Below are 14,945 nucleotides of genomic sequence, written 5' to 3'. Positions count from 1 at the left end.
GTCGCGCCGAGATAAGGTCCGCCCTTCCCACACGAAAGACCGGCTTTCGTGTTCCAGCGGGATGGGCGCTCGCTCAAGTCCATCCCGGCAACCCCTCCCAAGCCGAGCGGCAGCTGCCTTGGGATCAGTCGTTGGTCTGCTGGCTCATCCACCCGAAATCGCAAATGCCGCGACCATTCCGGACCGGTTTCATCGCCGCACACCACTCATTCCGTGGAATAGAGATCCTCCTCCCGCGCATTCAGCATCCCCGCGAGCGTGCGCAAGCCGCTGTCGAGCTGGTCCATCGTCGGGGTCGCCAGCGCCAGCCTGACCGCATTGGGCGCATGGCCGGGCATCACCGCGAAGGTGGTGGAGGGCGTCAAGGCGATATCGCGCCTCGCCGCGGCAACGACGAAACTCTGCGAACGCCAGTGGGGCGGCAGCGTCAGCCAGAGGTGGAAGCCGTTCTCGTTCGACTGGATATCGAAGCCGGAGAGACGGTCGGCCGCAAGCTTCTGCCGGGCGCGCGCGTCGAGGCGCTTCCGCCTGACCAGTTCGGCAACGGTGCCATCCGCCATGATCCGCTGGGCCGCGGCGAAGGTAAGACCGGAGGCCGACCAGCCGCCGGAACGCACCGAGGCCATCATGCTTTCCCGCAAGCGCAGGGGCGGGACGATGAAGCCGAGCGACAGGCCCGGCGCGACCCGCTTGGACAGGCTGTCGATGACGATGCAGGTTTCGGGCGCGAGTGTCGCAAGCGGCAGATCGTCCTCGAGAAAGCCGTAGACGCGATCCTCGATGATCGGGAGGTCGAGCGCCTCGAGGACCCGGATCAGATCGCTCCGCCGCGCCGCAGACATCGTCGTGCCAAGCGGGTTCTGGACCGCCGGCTGAATGTAGATCGCGGACAGCCGGGCCTCCTGATGCGCCCTTAGCACCGCATCAGGCCGCACGCCGTCGCCGTCCATCGCAAGCGGCACCAGCGTGATGCCCAACCGGACGGCGATGCCCTTGATGTAGGGATAGGTCAGCGCCTCGACGCCGCATCGGCCACCGGTCGGAACGAGCGCGGCAAGTGCCGCGCCGATGGCCTGTCGACCGTTGCCGGCAAAAACGAGCTGCTCGGGCGTTGCGCACCATCCGTCCCGCGACAGAAAATCAGCGGCCACGCTGCGGGCAACGGCCGTTCCGGTGCTGGTGACTTGCCTCAAGGCGACATCCAGGGCGGCGGGCTTTTCGAGGCCCGCGAGGCTCCTGGCGATCAACGCGGTCTGTTCGGGCAGGATCGGATAGTTGAATTCCAGATCGGTCCGGATACCACGCGGTTCGCCAAGCGCTTCCGCGCCACGCCTGGTCTCGCCCGAAACGAAGGTGCCGCGACCGACTTCGCCAACGACAAGACCACGCCGCAGCAGTTCCGAAAAGACACGGCTCGCCGTCGAGGCGGCAATCTTGTGCTCATGGGCAAACCGGCGCTGCGGCGGCAGGCGGTCGCCGGGCTTCAGCGTGCCGTTTGCGATCTCAGCAGCGATCGCGTCGGCCAGCCTGATATATTCGGAGTTAGACATTATTGCTCCGAGTACAATGTTTAGATTGCACCGAGAAGTATCTGCGATCATTCTCCTTTCATCAACCCACTTTCATTGAGAACGCAGGCGCTTTGGCGTCGCGGGCGCGTCAACGCGGAGCCACGCCATGGAACTGACCCTTGCGACCGTCCTCGTCGCTTTTGCCGGCGTGTTTCTGATCAGCTTCATGCGCGGCGCATTCGGCGGCGGCTTCGCAATCATCGGCATTCCGCTACTGTCGACCGTGATGGATCCGGTTACGGCCGGCGGCCTGCTCGCACCACTGTTCATCGCGATGGACCTCTATGCGCTGCGCTACTGGAAGCCTTCGACCTGGTCGAAGCCGGACCTCGTGCTGCTCGTGCCCGGCCTGGTGATCGGGATCGGCATTGGCTACTTCGTGTTCCGTGCGCTCGACCATCGGGCGATCGCAATTCTGATGGCGGGCATCACGCTCGCCTTTGTCGGGCTCTGGTTTATCCGGGGCGCCGACGTGATCCCGCATCCCCGTTCGAGACCAAAGGCCGTTGCCGCCGGCTTCACCTCGGGCATCACCACCATGGTTGCCCATTCGGGCGGCCCGCCGCTCGCGATGTACCTGCTGCCGCTCGGTCTCAGCAAGGAAATCTATGCGGGAACCACGAGCCTGTTCTTCACCGTCGGCAACGCCACCAAGCTTGTGCCCTGGTTGCTATTGTCCCAGCCTTCGGGCGGAACCTGGACCCTGATGGCGCTTTGCCTCCTCACCATTCCGGTCGGCGTGTGGTCGGGCTGGCGGCTCCATGGGGTGTTGGACCAGCGCCAGGTCTATCGCGCCTGCTACGGGCTGCTGGTGGTAACCGCGTTGAAACTGCTGTGGGATGGTGTTTCCGGCTACATCGCCTGATCGTCGTTACGGGCGTGCGCCGACTTGGGCAATTAGAGCCAACGCCTGACACGCGCCTTGTAGGCCCGATAGACGTCGCCGAACTTGCGCTCGAGATAGGCCTCCTCGCGCGCCACGACGCCATAGCGGATGACGAGGTAAAAGGGGACCAGCAGGATCAGCAGCCACAGACTGTCGAAGAGAATGGAAAAGCCGATCAGGCCGAGGAACATGCCGCTATAGATCGGGTTGCGGGTGAAGCGGTAGGGACCGGCTTCGACGATCGTCGATGTCGGGCGGTGGATCTGGATTTCGGTTCCCGCGCGCCTGAAACTCACCGCCGCCCAGATCAAAAGCGCAAGACCGGCGAGAAAAATGATGCCTCCGGCGAGGGCGTCCGGCACGATCGCGGGCACGAACGGCAACGGGTGGAGCCGGTCGAGCACCAGGCCACCGCCCACCGACATCACCCAGGCGATCGGCGGATGGATCACCGCGCCGGAACGGTCAGGCGCATTTCCCGTCGTCTCGTTCATCAAAACACCTGTTGCCTGGTTTGCGCGTGGTCCGCTCCCGCACCAATGGCGCGGGTGGCCATTTTAGCGGACGCGGGCCATTTGCGAAAACCCTCCAAGACGCTATGTGAACGGAGGATCATCGGCTCTGTTTGGGACCATGATCACGCCATGGCTACAACAGGACGAGACACATGAAAGCACGCGTCAAATGGGTGGAAGACCGGACCTTCGTCGGAGAGTCCGGTAGCGGCCACAAAGTCGTTTTGGGAACCGCCTTCGGAGAGGAAGGTCGCACCCCGGGACCGAGCCCGATGGAACTGGTGCTGATCGGCACCGGCGGCTGCTCGGCCTATGACGTGGTGCACATCCTGGAGAAGGGCCGCGAGCCGGTCGAAGACTGCGTCGTCGAACTCGACGCCGACCGCGCCGAGACGGAGCCGCGCGTCTTTACCCGCATCCACATGCACTTCATCGTCAAAGGCCGCGGGCTCGCAGTCAACAAGGTCGAGCGCGCCGTTTCGCTGTCGATCGAGAAATACTGCTCGGCTTCGGCCATGCTCGCCAAGACCGCAACGATTACCCACGATTTCGAAGTGGTCGATACCAGCGCCGGCTGAGCCCCCACCCGGAGCTCGCATCAACGACCAGCGGGCGCGCGGTCCCTATCGTCGCGCCGGTTGAAACAGTTCGACGACATTTCCGGAGGGGTCGATCAAAAGGATCTGCGCCCCTCCGGGACCGGTGACGATGTCGTTGCGGAACATGACGCCGGCGCGGCGCAGCCGCTCGACCTCGCCGTTGAGATCATCGACGAGGAGATGGATGCGGTTCCAGCCGCCCGGCCCCGGCTTCTCGCCGTCCGGCATCGGCCTGCCGGCCGAACTCGTCGGTCCGCTGAGCAGCAGCCGCAGCGCGCCGCGCTGCACATCCGCGAAAGCCGGTGGATAGCTCGACAGAAGCGAAAAACCGAGGTGGGTCGTGTACCAGGCGATCGCCGCCTCGACGTCATCGACCATATAGCGGACATTGACCGTTTCAGACATTGGCCTTTCCTCCGAAGCGAACGTCTGCCCGCAAACAGAAGCCGGCGGGCACCCACGCCTCGGCAACGCCCCGTCTTCAAAAGAGACGTCGCCGATCTTCAATCCCGATAGAAGTTGCGCCGCCAGCGGTGGGCGGTCAGTTTCGCCCGCTGCGTATCCGGCAGGCCGGCACCGTCGCCGATGGCGCAGTTGCGCTCGACGTTGCGCACCGAGCGCATGCCGGGAATGACCGTCGATACCGCCGGGTGGCTGAGAACGAAGCGCAGCGCCGTTTCGGCCAGCGCGTCGGGCTTGATTTCCAGGTCTTCGACGATCTTCTGCGTCCGCTCCTCGACCTCGCGCTTGCGCTCGCCGCGGAAGTAGGTCTCGCGGAAGTCGCCCTCGGGAAAGACGGTATCGGCGCGGATCTGGCCGGTGAGACCGCCTTCGTCCAGCGCCACGCGGACGATGACGCCGACATTGTGCTTCAGGCACGCCGGCAGCAGCTTTTCTTCCGGCGCCTGTTCGAAGATGTTGTAGATCACCTGCACGCTATCGACGACGCCGGTCTCGATCAGCCGGAGTGCATTGTCCGGCTCGTAGTCGTTGATCGAAACGCCGAAGAAGCGGATCTTGCCGTCGCGCTTCAACCGCTCGACCGCTTCCAGCCAGTCGCCGCGGCCGACCCACTCGTCCGACCAGACATGAAACTGCTGCACGTCGATTGTCTCGACGCCGAGATTGCGCAGGCTCGTCTCGGTGCAGGCGATCACGTGATCGGCCGGGAAGGTCTGCTCGGCAGGCGTGCCGGCATGCGCTGGCCATTGCATGTTCTTCGGCGGGATCTTGGTGGCGACGTGGATCGTCTCCGACCGCTCGCGCAGCAAAGCGCCGATCAGCTTCTCGCTGTGACCCTGACCGTAGCCGAGTGCGGTGTCGATGAAGTTGAGGCCGAGATCGACCGCGCGGTTGAGGGCGCGCGCAGACTCGTCATCGCTTGCGCCCTGCCACTGACTCTTGCCGATGCCCCAGGCACCGTAACCGATTTCGGAAATGCGCAGGCCCGTGCGGCCGAGGGTTCTGTAGTGCATGGTGCTCTCGCTGGCATTGGAGGGAGGACGGGATGTCGCCGGTTATCTAGGCCTCGGCGATCCACGGTCAACGTGGAAAATGCCCGGGCCAGCTGCCCTATGTCTTCTAGGCAAGGAACCAGAAGAAAACAGCCGACAGGAAGATGAAGGCGAGCACGAGCCCGATGAACTGCCGCATGCCCTCGCTCGTATTGTCGCCGAGCAAGGCGGCCCAGATCGGCCCGCCGCTGCAGTCTTCGTCGCGCAGGTCGCGAATGGAGGCCAGAGCCTCGCGACCCACCGTCCGGCGGCTATAGTCGTGCGTCGGCGGCTGCCGGTTGCGATGAGAGGCAAGCGATCCCGAAAGATCCGGCGCGACGAGGCCACCATCGCCGGCATCGACCACCGGGGCCGGCCGGCCCTCCGTCGTGGCCTGGTTGCGGATCGCGTCGCCTGCCCGCAGGCGCCCCGCGCCATGGTGAAACGCCCAGCGCTGGGGTTTCGACTGCAGATCGGATTTCACGTGCCGGATAGACATCACGCACCTCCACAGGCGTAACCGCCAACTGGGCACTTTGGTTCCGTGGGCGGGAGTGCATTGTTGATCGTGGGGGGGGGGGCGGGGCGTCGCCGATACGTGGCTTGAGGGACGCAGTTGCCGGCAGCATCAGCCGAAAAATAAAAGAGCCCGCCGCGGGAGGAGCGGCAGGCTCTCAAAAATCGATCAGCAGCCTGGGAGGAGGAGTGGCGCTGATCTCGTGAACGATCCATGGGAGGAGGAGATCGTTCACCCGTCGAAGCTCTGCGGGAGGAGATGCATTGCTTCGATGAGGTGAATATACAGTGTTTCTGCCCAAATCGTAGGCGGATTTTGTGCAGGCCAGCTATGCGCTATGCGCGCAGCGCAACACCGGCGCACCGGTCCAGGCCCATAGAAAATGCGATCGAACGGCCGGCGACGTAGATGATACGCGAGCATGTCAGGCGACGCGCAGGCGGGCGGAAACGGGTTTCACGCCGCCCCCACTCCGACGCAGCAGGTGCTGCCGCCGGGCGAAACGATCAGTTTTCCATGAAGGCGCGTGCCATGCTGTCGCGGATCGGCTTGGTGAGATAGTCGAAGAAGGTCCGCTCCGCCGTCTGGATCAGGATTTCCGCCGGCATGCCGGGGGTCACGACGAAATTGTGAACCCTCGCAAGCTCGCTTGCCGGCAGGTTGACGCGCGCCAGATAGACCTCGCGCGTGCCCTCCTGCGTCTGTACCGGCAATGCGTCCGCCGAGACGTAAAAAACCTGCCCGTTGAGAACCGGCGTCGTGCGCTGGTTGAGCGCGGTCAGGCGCACCGTCGCCTTTTCGCCCACCCGGATATTGTCGACGTCGGTGCGCAGCACTTGCGCCTCGATGATGAGCGGCACGTCGGCCGGCAGGATTTCCATGATCGGCTTGCCGCTCTCTATGACGCCGCCGGAGGTGTGGAAATGCATCCTGATAACGGTGCCGGTCACCGGCGCATTGATCGTCGCGCGGCGCAGAACATTGGTGGCACCACGCAATTGCTCGCGCACCGTGTCCAACTCAGCTTCGGCCTTCTGTAACTCGTCGAGTGCTGCCTCGCGGTAGCTCTCCTCGGTCTGGTTGACCTGCTGCTGCTGTTTCAGGATCTGGGCGCCGGTTTCGGAGACTTCGGACATCAGCCGGCCGATCTGCCCCTCGGCATCGGCGATGGCGCGCTGGATGCTCTTGATTTCCGTCTTGCGGATCAGGTCCTTGGCGAGCAGCGTCTTCTTGCCGATATATTCCTCCTCGAGCAATGTCCGCTGCTCACGGACCGACTTCAATTGTTCCTCGAAGCCTTCGGACCGGAACTCGAGGCTCTCGATGTTTCGCTTCAAAAGACCGATGTCGCTGTCGAGCTTGCTTCTCCAGGTTTTAAAGTTGAGCTGCTGGCTCTGGACGATCGGCACGATCTCCGGATCGTCCTTCAGGTTCTCGGTGAGGACCGTCGGCAGCGCCACCTCCTTCAGGCCGTTGGCCTGTGCATTGAGCCGGGCGACGATCGCCTCGAGCCTTGCCCGTCTCAGAAAGAACTGCCGTTCGTTGGCGAGCGCCGCCGTCTCGTCCAGCCGGATCAACGGCTGGTCGGCGGTGACATGGTCGCCCTCGTTAACCAAGATTTCCTTGATGATCCCGCCCTCGAAATGCTGGATCACCTTGTTCTGCCCGGTCGCGACGAAGCTTCCCTGGGCGATGACGGCCGCCGCCAGCGGCGCGGTGAAGGCCCAAAGGCCGAAACCGCCGAAGGTGACGACGATCAGCACCATGCCGATCATCGTATGCCGCCAGATCGAACGCGGAACCTCCGCGTACCAGGTCAGATCCTGTACTTTGGCCATATCGCTCATGATCGCCTACGGAAGTTGGTTTTGTTCGAGCGGGTTGCCTTCGGTATTCACCCCGCGCGACGCGAGTGCCTTGAGCACGTCCTGGCGCATGCCGAAGAGCGCCACGGTGCCGTTGACGAGCAACAGGACCTTGTCGACGCTGTTGAGCAGTGCGGGCCGCTGGGTGATGGTGACGACGGTGATCTTCTCGCGCTTGGCATGACTCAGCGCCCGCGTCAGCGCCGCCTCGCCGGCAGTATCGAGATTGGAATTGGGTTCGTCGAGCACGACCATGCGCGGATTGCCGAAGAAGGCGCGAGCAAGTGCCACGCGCTGCTTCTGGCCGCCCGAAAGCGGCGAGCCGTCGGCCGCCACCACCGTTTCATACCCGTGCGGCAACGTGGCGATCATGTCGTGCACGTCGGCAAGTTTGGCGGCGGCATAAATGTCGGCGTCCGTGGCATCCTCGCGCATGCGCGCGATGTTTGCCTTGATCGTGCCGGGGAAAAGCTGCACGTCCTGCGGCAGGTAGCCGATGCTTTCGCCGAATTGCCGCTGGTCCCAGTTTCTGAGATCCATAAGATCGAGCCGCACGTTGCCCGACGTCGGCAGGATGGAGCCGACGAGCATCTTGCCGAGCGTCGTCTTGCCGGCACCCGAACTGCCGATGACCGCGAGCGAGTCGCCCGGCTCCAGCGCAAAGGTGATGCCGTTGAGCACGACGCGCTTTGTGCCCTGCGGAACGAAAAGCAGGCGCTCGACATCGAGGCGCCCTTCGGGTCGCGGCAGCTTCAGCCGCTCGAAGTTCAGCGGCGACGTCTGCAACAGCGAGGTGATGCGCCCATAGGCGGCGCGCGCCTGGATCACCTGGTGCCAGCCTTCGATCGCCGCCTCGATCGGGCCGAGCGCGCGGCCGGCGATGATCGAGGCCGAAATCACCATGCCGCCCGTCAGGTGGCCGTGAAGCGCGAGATTGGCGCCCCAGCCGAGCATCGTTACCTGCGTCAGCAACCGCACCGCCTTGGAAAGCGAGGCAAAGGCGATGTTACGATCCTGCGCCAGAACCTGGGCCTTGAGCGAGCCGGCCATGTCCTTGCCCCAAATGTGCACGGCCTCAGGGATCATCGCCAGCGCGTTGATGATCTGCGAATTGCGCGACATGGAATCGAGATGCAGGTTTGCCTTGGTCTGGTAGTTGGTGGCCTCGCCGAAGCCGGCGGCCGTCGCGCGTTGGTTGAGCAGCGTGACGATCAAAAGCAGGACGGCCGAGGTGACGACGATGGCGCCAAGATGCGGATGGATGAGGAAGACCGCCACCAGGAAGAACGGCGCGATCGGTGCATCGAGGAAGGAAAGCAGCGTTCCCGACACCAGGAACGAGCGCAATTGCTGCAGGTCGCCGAGCGTCTGGTATTCGCGCCCGTTGCTGTGGAGTGCTGCTCTTGCCGCCGCACTCAGGATCGGCGCGCCGAGCTGGGCGGCGACCTCTACCGCCGTTCGCATGAGGATCATGCGGCGAATGCCGTCAAACACCGTCTGCAGCACCACGGCGCCGACGATCAGCGCCGTCAGCATCATCAAGGTGTCGATCGAGCGGCTGGTCAGCACCCGGTCGGATATCTGGAACAGATAGACCGGTATCGCGAGCACGAGCACGTTTGTGGCGATCGTGAACACCATGACGATCATCAGGTTCTGCCGGATGGCCTTGATGCCGGCCCTGAGGCTGGCGGAGAAATCGACCGGTCCGAGGCGTTTGTGAAAGGCGCCCCCTCCTCCGCCACCGCCGCCGCCCTTGCCGTCGGACGATCCGCCACCCTTATCGGGCGAACGGGCCTCGACCTTGATCGGTCCGCGATCGGCTTCGATCACCACCATGCCCGAGGGAGAATATCGCTCCTTCATCTCCGCCGTCGGCCAGACGACCGGCTTCTCCGCCGGCTTTTCGATGCGCGGTTCCGGCCTCAGTTCCTCCTGCATCGGTCGGCGCTCGCCCGGCCCTTCGTCGCGCGGAGCGGACCGGATCTCGACGCGCGCCACCGGCTCGGTCTTCGGCGGCCAGGGCCGCTGCATGACGTTGCCTGTCTCCGCGGCGCCTGCCGGTGGCGTTGCCGTCTGTGGCGCCTGCGGCGTCACCGCCTCGGCGATCCCCATCGGCGCGGCCGCTGCAGCACGCACCGGCGCGACGCCGGATGCGGTGACCGCCGCCTGTATCGGCCTTGCAGCGACACCCGAGCCCGCGGGTGAAATGCTCCAATTGCCGTTGTCGCCGGCGTCGGTTGACGCCACTCTTCTTATCTGGTCCGCCACTCCGTCGATCTCCCTAACGGCACGATTGAGAACGTGTTCTTGATGATTGAGCTTGCGAAGAAACTGCCGCCGCGCGGCATCGGCGCGAGACGTTTCCGACCGTGTTTCCTTTTCCTCCACGCGCGAAGCGGCATCGCCGCCGGTTTCGGCGGGCGCCGGCCGAGACGGATTGGTGCGGTCGGTCATGATTATCCTCCCGCACTCCCATCAGGCGACCATGCTGTGCATGGGGTCGGCGCTGGCCGTGTCGATGCTGTGCTGGTTCGGCGAGATCTGGTCCTGCGGCTGGTGGCCGGAATCCGGCGTGAGCATGTCGTCGCCGAGAAAGATCACCGCCTCGCTGACGAGCGCATCCGGGTTCTGGCTTCCGAGATAGGGATCGTTCTTGACCAGCTCCGCCTGGATGAGCACCTCGTCCGAATAGGCGCCGCCGCCGGCATAGATCGTCTTGCCGGTATCGACATCGACGATGCCGGCATAGTTCAACAGGGCGTTCGAGCCGGTGGAAATGGTCCAGTCCGCATCCGGGCGCGCCTCGAGCGCGTTCATCGCCAGCGTCACCTGATCACTGTCGCCGAGGATGTTGGTCTGCTGGATATAGTTGAGGCTGATGAGGTCGCCGGAAATGGAGAGCACCCGCAGGCCATGGAGCCCGGCAAAGGCGGGATCATGCAGAAAGTCGTCGCCCGACGGCTTCTTGCCTTCCGACAGGTCCTCCAGCGCCGACAGGTAACCGTCCGACATCGGATTGACCGGGCCTGCACGACCGGCCTCGACGATGCCGGCATAGTTCCAAAGCAGGTTTCCACCGGTCGAGACCGAACCGGCCCCGCTGGTGTGGAATCCGCCGACGGCACCAATCAGATCATTGTCGAGCAGGATGTTCGTCTGCTGGATGATGTTGGCGTCGAAGACGCTTCCGCCAACAAAGATCAGGTCGAAGCGGTATCCGAGCTCGAGCAGCGAAACCTCGTTGGCGGCGGTGTTGTCGCCGGCGACGATCGAAAGCTTCGAGCCCGAAGCCGAAAGGATCGCCGTGTCCTGGTCCGACATGAAGCTAAACTGCTGCAACCAGTTCACCATCATCAGGTCGCCCTTGACCTCGGTGATGGCCCAGGCCTTGGGGAAGTCCCCGGTTTCCGCATGGGCTGGTTCCTGCGCCGGCTGGACATGCTTGAACATCGCGATGTTGAGCGCCTGGGTGGCGGCCTGCTCCGGACTGCCGCCGCTGAGCGCCGAACTGACGAGGTCGCTGTCGTAATAGGCGTTGACCTGCACGATCGCGTTGACCGCGACATGGTCGCCGGCCACAGCCAGTACGTCCGCCTGCAGCCAGTTGCTGGTGATCACGACGGAGTTGACCAGCGTGTTGCTGCCGGTTTCCAGTTCGACCGAACTGTTGATCGAAACGGCGCCTTCCCCGTACGCGACGCCGCCGCTGACCTCGACCGGCCCGTTCGTAAGTGCAGGCTCGTCCGGTGTCTCGGTGGCCTCGTCCGCGCCCGGCAGATGATCCTTCAGAACTGGCGCTTCCTCGACGATCACGCCATTCACATAGATGCCTTCGAGCGCGCTTGCCTTGGCGACGAAATGGCTGACGGTCATCCCCTCAGCCTCTGCCTCGCCGCTGGCCGCATAGGCATCGAGCCTTTCAGCCGCGTTCGTTACGAGGCTGGCGATCGCATCGCTGGAGCCAGCGACATCGGTGTCGCCGAACAGCGAAATCTGCTGTGCCGCATCGATGAGTTCGGCCATCGTGGCGCTGTTGTCGATCTGCAGGCTGGACGTCAGTCCATGCCCGCCGACGCTGACGAAGTCGTTGTCCGAGAGTTCGGCGATCTGGTTGCTGTAGACCACGACCGAACCCGGCGGGTTGATGTGCGGCTCGACCACCTGGGCCGCCGATCTCGGCGATCCGCCCTGCAGGAAGGCTTCTGTGCTGGCGCGACCAAAGGAACCGCCAAAAATGGGATACTCCGGCAAAGACACTCCGGCATAGCCGTCCGGAATCGGCATGAAGATGTCCGGTCCGACCGGCTTGTACGGGACGTCGGGGTTGAAATCGTCGAGATCGTAGGGTGCGTGCACCTTGACCGGCGCAGACGAGAGTTCCTTCGGGTCCTTGTGGACCTCTCGATCCGGATCGAATTTCTCGTGGATTTCACGCAGACGGGCCTCTTCGGCCGAGAGCTCGAAAAGACCGATGAAATGGGCAATGGCCTCGGTGATCTTTGCGGAATACAAGGTCAGGGCCTCCTTCTTGTAACCGGCAGTCCCCTCTGGCATGGCGGGTCATGCCGGACTGCGCGAGAGGCTCCCCGCGCAGTCCAATTCAATGCCGATGTCCGCGGCATGCGGTTCGGCATCACCTTATGATCAGGTGTTGTCGTCGTCGCCGACCGCGGTGGTCGTGAAGTCCCCACCAACAACCGTCATGTCGATCGTGTTGCCCTGCAGGTTCGCACCAAGCACGATCTGCTGGTTGAAGGCGTTGGTGTCGATGACGGCATCGGCCGACGCCGAGGAGAGCCCTTCGACGAAGCTGTCGTCACCATTGTACGAGCCCCACATGCCGGCGCTGCCACCAGCGCCGCCGTCGCCATTCGTTGCGAAGCCACCGGCACCGCCGTCACCGGCCGCACCACCCAACGCGTGGCCACCATAGGCATCGCCACCGTCGCCACCCGCAGCCCACGAACCCGTGAGCGCGAGACCACCGAGGCCATGACCACCGGTTGCAGCACCACCGGTACCGTCGCCGCCAGTCGAGTCACCCGTGGAGCCGCCGCCGGCATAGGCGTCGCCACCACCGCCGCCGGCGCCACCGACGCCCGCACCGGCCCCATAGCCTGCACCGGCGCCGAACCCGGCACCGAAGCCACTGCCGCCGTCGCCGGCATCGCCAGCATCGCCACCGTCAGCACTGCCGGTATCGCCGACCGCTACGCTGTTGCCACCGTTGCTGTCGCCGCCGTCGCCGGCAAGGTTCAGGATCGGCAGGATGAAGCCGCCAGCGTCACCGCCGTCGCCTGCATCCGACGATCCGGCCGTGCCACTCGAGACGTCGCCGCTCGTACCACCGTTGCCGGCGCCATTGCTGCCACCGTCACCACCGGCTGCCGCACCGACACCAAGACCCACACCGAGACCGAGGCCGACGCCGAGACCGGCGCCACCAGCACCACCGGCACCGGCTGTCGCCGTACCGCCATTCGCATCACCGCTGGAGCTGCCGCCACCAACGCCGACACTGGCAGCAATGCCGCCAAGGCCTGCACCGCCGGTCGCATCGGCATTGTTGTCTGCGTCGCCGCCATCGCCGTCGCCAGCGCCCGCGAAGCCACCGATCGAATGGCCGCCGTCGCCGCCGTCGCCGCCGTTGGCATAGGCCTTGCTACCGCCCTCGCCACCGTCTGCCCCGGCCTGGATGCCGTCGCCCGAGTGGGCGTCCCCGGCATTGGCGTCGCCGTTCTGGTTCAGCGTGCCGCTGTTATTGATGTCCGACGCGCTGTCGTCATCCGACATGATGGCGTTCTGGCTGAACACGTTGGCAACGTTGCTGTTGCCGTTCATCGAGCCGTTCAGGATGTCCTTGAAGCTCGTGTTTGCCATGCCATGGATGGAGGAGTTGTCGATATCGGCGAAATCGTCATCGGACGGCTGGTAGCCGCTGAGGTCGAGATCGACGCTCACATCGACGGTCGTCTTGCTGTCGACGTCGACATGCGAGCTGTTTTCGTTGAGGTTGGCATTCAGGTTGGCGTTGCCATTGCCGTTGAGGTTGGCATTGCCGTTGCCATTGAGGTTGGCGTTGCCGTTACCGTTCAGGTTGCCGTTGCCGTTCGCATTGGCATTGCCGTTACCGTTCAGGTTGCCATTGCCGTTCAGGTTGCCGTTGTAGGATTCGCTGTATTGCGACTGTCCCTGGTCCTGGCCTTGGCCTTGATCCTGGCCCTGTCCCTGGTCTTGCCCCTGGCCCTGGCCTTGTCCCTGCCCCTGAAGCTGGCCCTGCAGCTCCGCCTGCAGTTGTCCTTGACCCTGGCCCTGTCCTTGGTCCTGGTCTTGATCTTGAGACTGGCTGTCATCCCATGGCCACAGGATATTCTTGTCCTTGCTCATAACGATCACCTCAAGTTGAGGCCGCGACAGCCGAGCCGCATTCTTCTCATACGCGGATTTGGGCCATGCGCGGGCTACATGTTGAACTTAATGAAAATGGTTCCTCCTGGACGCCGCAGCGTCCGCATGCCGATATTTCGATTGCTTTCTTCTGGCTGCCTCTCCCCTATTGGGTCGAGAGGACCGGATCAGGTTCCCTAAAGGGCATTTTGCCATTCGATGCAGTGCTAGCCCCATAAGGCCCGATGCGTCCTGCTCGCCGGTTGCGCTGGAGAGTCTGTCGAAAAGCGATACACATTGTAAGTTGTCAGTTCGGGCTAACCACCGCGGGCTAGCGGCGACGACCGGATGTCTTCACCCGTGGGTTAGGTAAAATGTGGCCATCAACCTTCCGCTGGCGCCAAGCCGACGACAGGGCTGGGCGTTGCGTTTCAGGCCCTGCAGGGCGCCTGCCGGAACAAATTTACTCGCCGCCAGAATGGGATATTCTAACGTTCGTCCATTGACGGACGAAAGCGTTGGCAGGGGCCCATGGCAAGATTTCATGAGATCCTACTTCTGATCGGACAACTCAACTATACGTGGACCAATACGGAGAGTTTGCTCATCTACCTCATCGCCGGCCTCGCCCGGGTCGACAAGGAAACCGCGATCGTCATCTTCCTGACGCTGAACACGACGCGGGCCCGCATCGAACTCGTCGAGCGGCTGACCAAGATGGGAAAGACGCCTGCCGCCCAGCGGCAGGAAATTCTCGCGATTACCCAACAGCTTGGCCGGCAGGCGAAGCTCCGCAACAAGTACAGCCACTGCATCTATTCCTTCGACGAAACCGGCGACCAGGCGAGCACGCAGCTGATGGCGATCTTCGACAGCAAGGACACGATCAAGTACGGCAAGATCGAGCAGATCAACGAAGCGGAGATCGCTCGGATCAACGAGGTGATCGAGCAGCTGCAGGAGGTCAACCGGGAAATCTGGGCGATCGTCGACCGCTACGCCTTCCCGCGCTGATCGACCGCCACGAACGCTGATTGCGGCCCGTCGCCATCCTGCCGCCTGCGGGCGGTGACGGACGCGCGGCGGCCCCACACGGCCCGGTTTCCACC

12 protein-coding genes are annotated in these 14,945 nt (G+C 63.9%); 3 read left to right on the top strand and 9 right to left on the bottom strand.

From position 1 onward, the window contains the following. Positions 1-206 precede the first annotated feature (206 nt). Positions 207-1,550, bottom strand: a complete 1,344-nt coding sequence (locus tag IB267_RS31135) for a PLP-dependent aminotransferase family protein (protein WP_192451251.1) — start codon at positions 1,548-1,550, stop codon at positions 207-209. Positions 1,551-1,677: 127 nt separating this feature from the next. On the opposite strand from IB267_RS31135, the gene IB267_RS31130 reads away from it, so the two are divergent. Next, positions 1,678-2,436, top strand: a complete 759-nt coding sequence (locus tag IB267_RS31130; protein WP_192451250.1) for a sulfite exporter TauE/SafE family protein — start codon at positions 1,678-1,680, stop codon at positions 2,434-2,436. Between the two features lie 32 nt (positions 2,437-2,468). On the opposite strand, the gene IB267_RS31125 is transcribed toward IB267_RS31130, so the two are convergent. Then, entirely contained in the window at positions 2,469-2,951 is a 483-nt protein-coding gene (locus IB267_RS31125; protein ID WP_192451249.1) for an isoprenylcysteine carboxylmethyltransferase family protein, read from the bottom strand. 173 nt (positions 2,952-3,124) lie between these two features. Between IB267_RS31125 and IB267_RS31120 the strand changes: the two genes are divergently transcribed. After that, positions 3,125-3,550, top strand: coding sequence for an OsmC family protein (locus IB267_RS31120; protein WP_060604512.1), 426 nt, complete (start codon positions 3,125-3,127; stop codon positions 3,548-3,550). A gap of 45 nt (positions 3,551-3,595) precedes the next feature. On the opposite strand, the gene IB267_RS31115 is transcribed toward IB267_RS31120, so the two are convergent. The 7 genes from IB267_RS31115 to IB267_RS31085 form a co-directional block, all read right to left on the bottom strand. After that, positions 3,596-3,976, bottom strand: coding sequence for a VOC family protein (locus tag IB267_RS31115; RefSeq protein WP_192451248.1), 381 nt, complete (start codon positions 3,974-3,976; stop codon positions 3,596-3,598). Between the two features lie 98 nt (positions 3,977-4,074). Beyond that, positions 4,075-5,046 carry an aldo/keto reductase gene (locus tag IB267_RS31110; RefSeq protein WP_043623464.1) on the bottom strand — a complete coding sequence of 324 codons (972 nt, stop codon included), beginning with the start codon at positions 5,044-5,046 and terminating at the stop codon, positions 4,075-4,077. Positions 5,047-5,152: 106 nt separating this feature from the next. Next, positions 5,153-5,563, bottom strand: coding sequence for a hypothetical protein (locus IB267_RS31105; protein WP_192451247.1), 411 nt, complete (start codon positions 5,561-5,563; stop codon positions 5,153-5,155). 524 nt (positions 5,564-6,087) lie between these two features. Beyond that, positions 6,088-7,428: an HlyD family type I secretion periplasmic adaptor subunit gene (locus tag IB267_RS31100; protein WP_192451246.1), complete on the bottom strand. Its 1,341-nt coding sequence runs from the start codon at positions 7,426-7,428 to the stop codon at positions 6,088-6,090. 6 nt (positions 7,429-7,434) lie between these two features. Next, positions 7,435-9,903 carry a type I secretion system permease/ATPase gene (locus tag IB267_RS31095; protein WP_192451245.1) on the bottom strand — a complete coding sequence of 823 codons (2,469 nt, stop codon included), beginning with the start codon at positions 9,901-9,903 and terminating at the stop codon, positions 7,435-7,437. Between the two features lie 21 nt (positions 9,904-9,924). Beyond that, positions 9,925-11,961 carry a type I secretion protein gene (locus IB267_RS31090; protein ID WP_246810899.1) on the bottom strand — a complete coding sequence of 679 codons (2,037 nt, stop codon included), beginning with the start codon at positions 11,959-11,961 and terminating at the stop codon, positions 9,925-9,927. A 132-nt stretch (positions 11,962-12,093) separates the two neighbouring features. Continuing rightward, positions 12,094-13,836, bottom strand: coding sequence for a hypothetical protein (locus IB267_RS31085; protein WP_192451244.1), 1,743 nt, complete (start codon positions 13,834-13,836; stop codon positions 12,094-12,096). Positions 13,837-14,367: 531 nt separating this feature from the next. Between IB267_RS31085 and IB267_RS31080 the strand changes: the two genes are divergently transcribed. Then, the gene (locus IB267_RS31080; protein WP_052202028.1) at positions 14,368-14,850 is read left to right on the top strand and encodes a hypothetical protein; all 483 of its coding nucleotides are present in this window, start codon (positions 14,368-14,370) and stop codon (positions 14,848-14,850) included. The last annotated feature ends 95 nt before the right edge of the window (positions 14,851-14,945 follow it).

The sequence above is a fragment of the Ensifer sp. ENS09 genome, assembly GCF_014852425.1.
Taxonomy (GTDB): domain Bacteria; phylum Pseudomonadota; class Alphaproteobacteria; order Rhizobiales; family Rhizobiaceae; genus Ensifer.
The sequence above is the reverse complement of the archived record's forward strand: the minus strand, read 5'-3'. Positions and strand labels throughout refer to the sequence as shown.

Excerpts from the sequence above, each read along its gene's own strand:
- IB267_RS31110 (WP_043623464.1), bottom strand. The coding sequence starts at position 5,046 with ATGCACTACAGAACCCTCGGCCGCACGGGCCTGCGCATTTCCGAAATC.
- IB267_RS31080 (WP_052202028.1), top strand. The coding sequence starts at position 14,368 with ATGGCAAGATTTCATGAGATCCTACTTCTGATCGGACAACTCAACTAT.
- IB267_RS31095 (WP_192451245.1), bottom strand. The coding sequence starts at position 9,903 with ATGACCGACCGCACCAATCCGTCTCGGCCGGCGCCCGCCGAAACCGGC.
- IB267_RS31135 (WP_192451251.1), bottom strand. The coding sequence starts at position 1,550 with ATGTCTAACTCCGAATATATCAGGCTGGCCGACGCGATCGCTGCTGAG.
- IB267_RS31130 (WP_192451250.1), top strand. The coding sequence starts at position 1,678 with ATGGAACTGACCCTTGCGACCGTCCTCGTCGCTTTTGCCGGCGTGTTT.
- IB267_RS31085 (WP_192451244.1), bottom strand. The coding sequence starts at position 13,836 with ATGAGCAAGGACAAGAATATCCTGTGGCCATGGGATGACAGCCAGTCT.
- IB267_RS31100 (WP_192451246.1), bottom strand. The coding sequence starts at position 7,428 with ATGAGCGATATGGCCAAAGTACAGGATCTGACCTGGTACGCGGAGGTT.
- IB267_RS31115 (WP_192451248.1), bottom strand. The coding sequence starts at position 3,976 with ATGTCTGAAACGGTCAATGTCCGCTATATGGTCGATGACGTCGAGGCG.
- IB267_RS31105 (WP_192451247.1), bottom strand. The coding sequence starts at position 5,563 with ATGTCTATCCGGCACGTGAAATCCGATCTGCAGTCGAAACCCCAGCGC.
- IB267_RS31120 (WP_060604512.1), top strand. The coding sequence starts at position 3,125 with ATGAAAGCACGCGTCAAATGGGTGGAAGACCGGACCTTCGTCGGAGAG.
- IB267_RS31125 (WP_192451249.1), bottom strand. The coding sequence starts at position 2,951 with ATGAACGAGACGACGGGAAATGCGCCTGACCGTTCCGGCGCGGTGATC.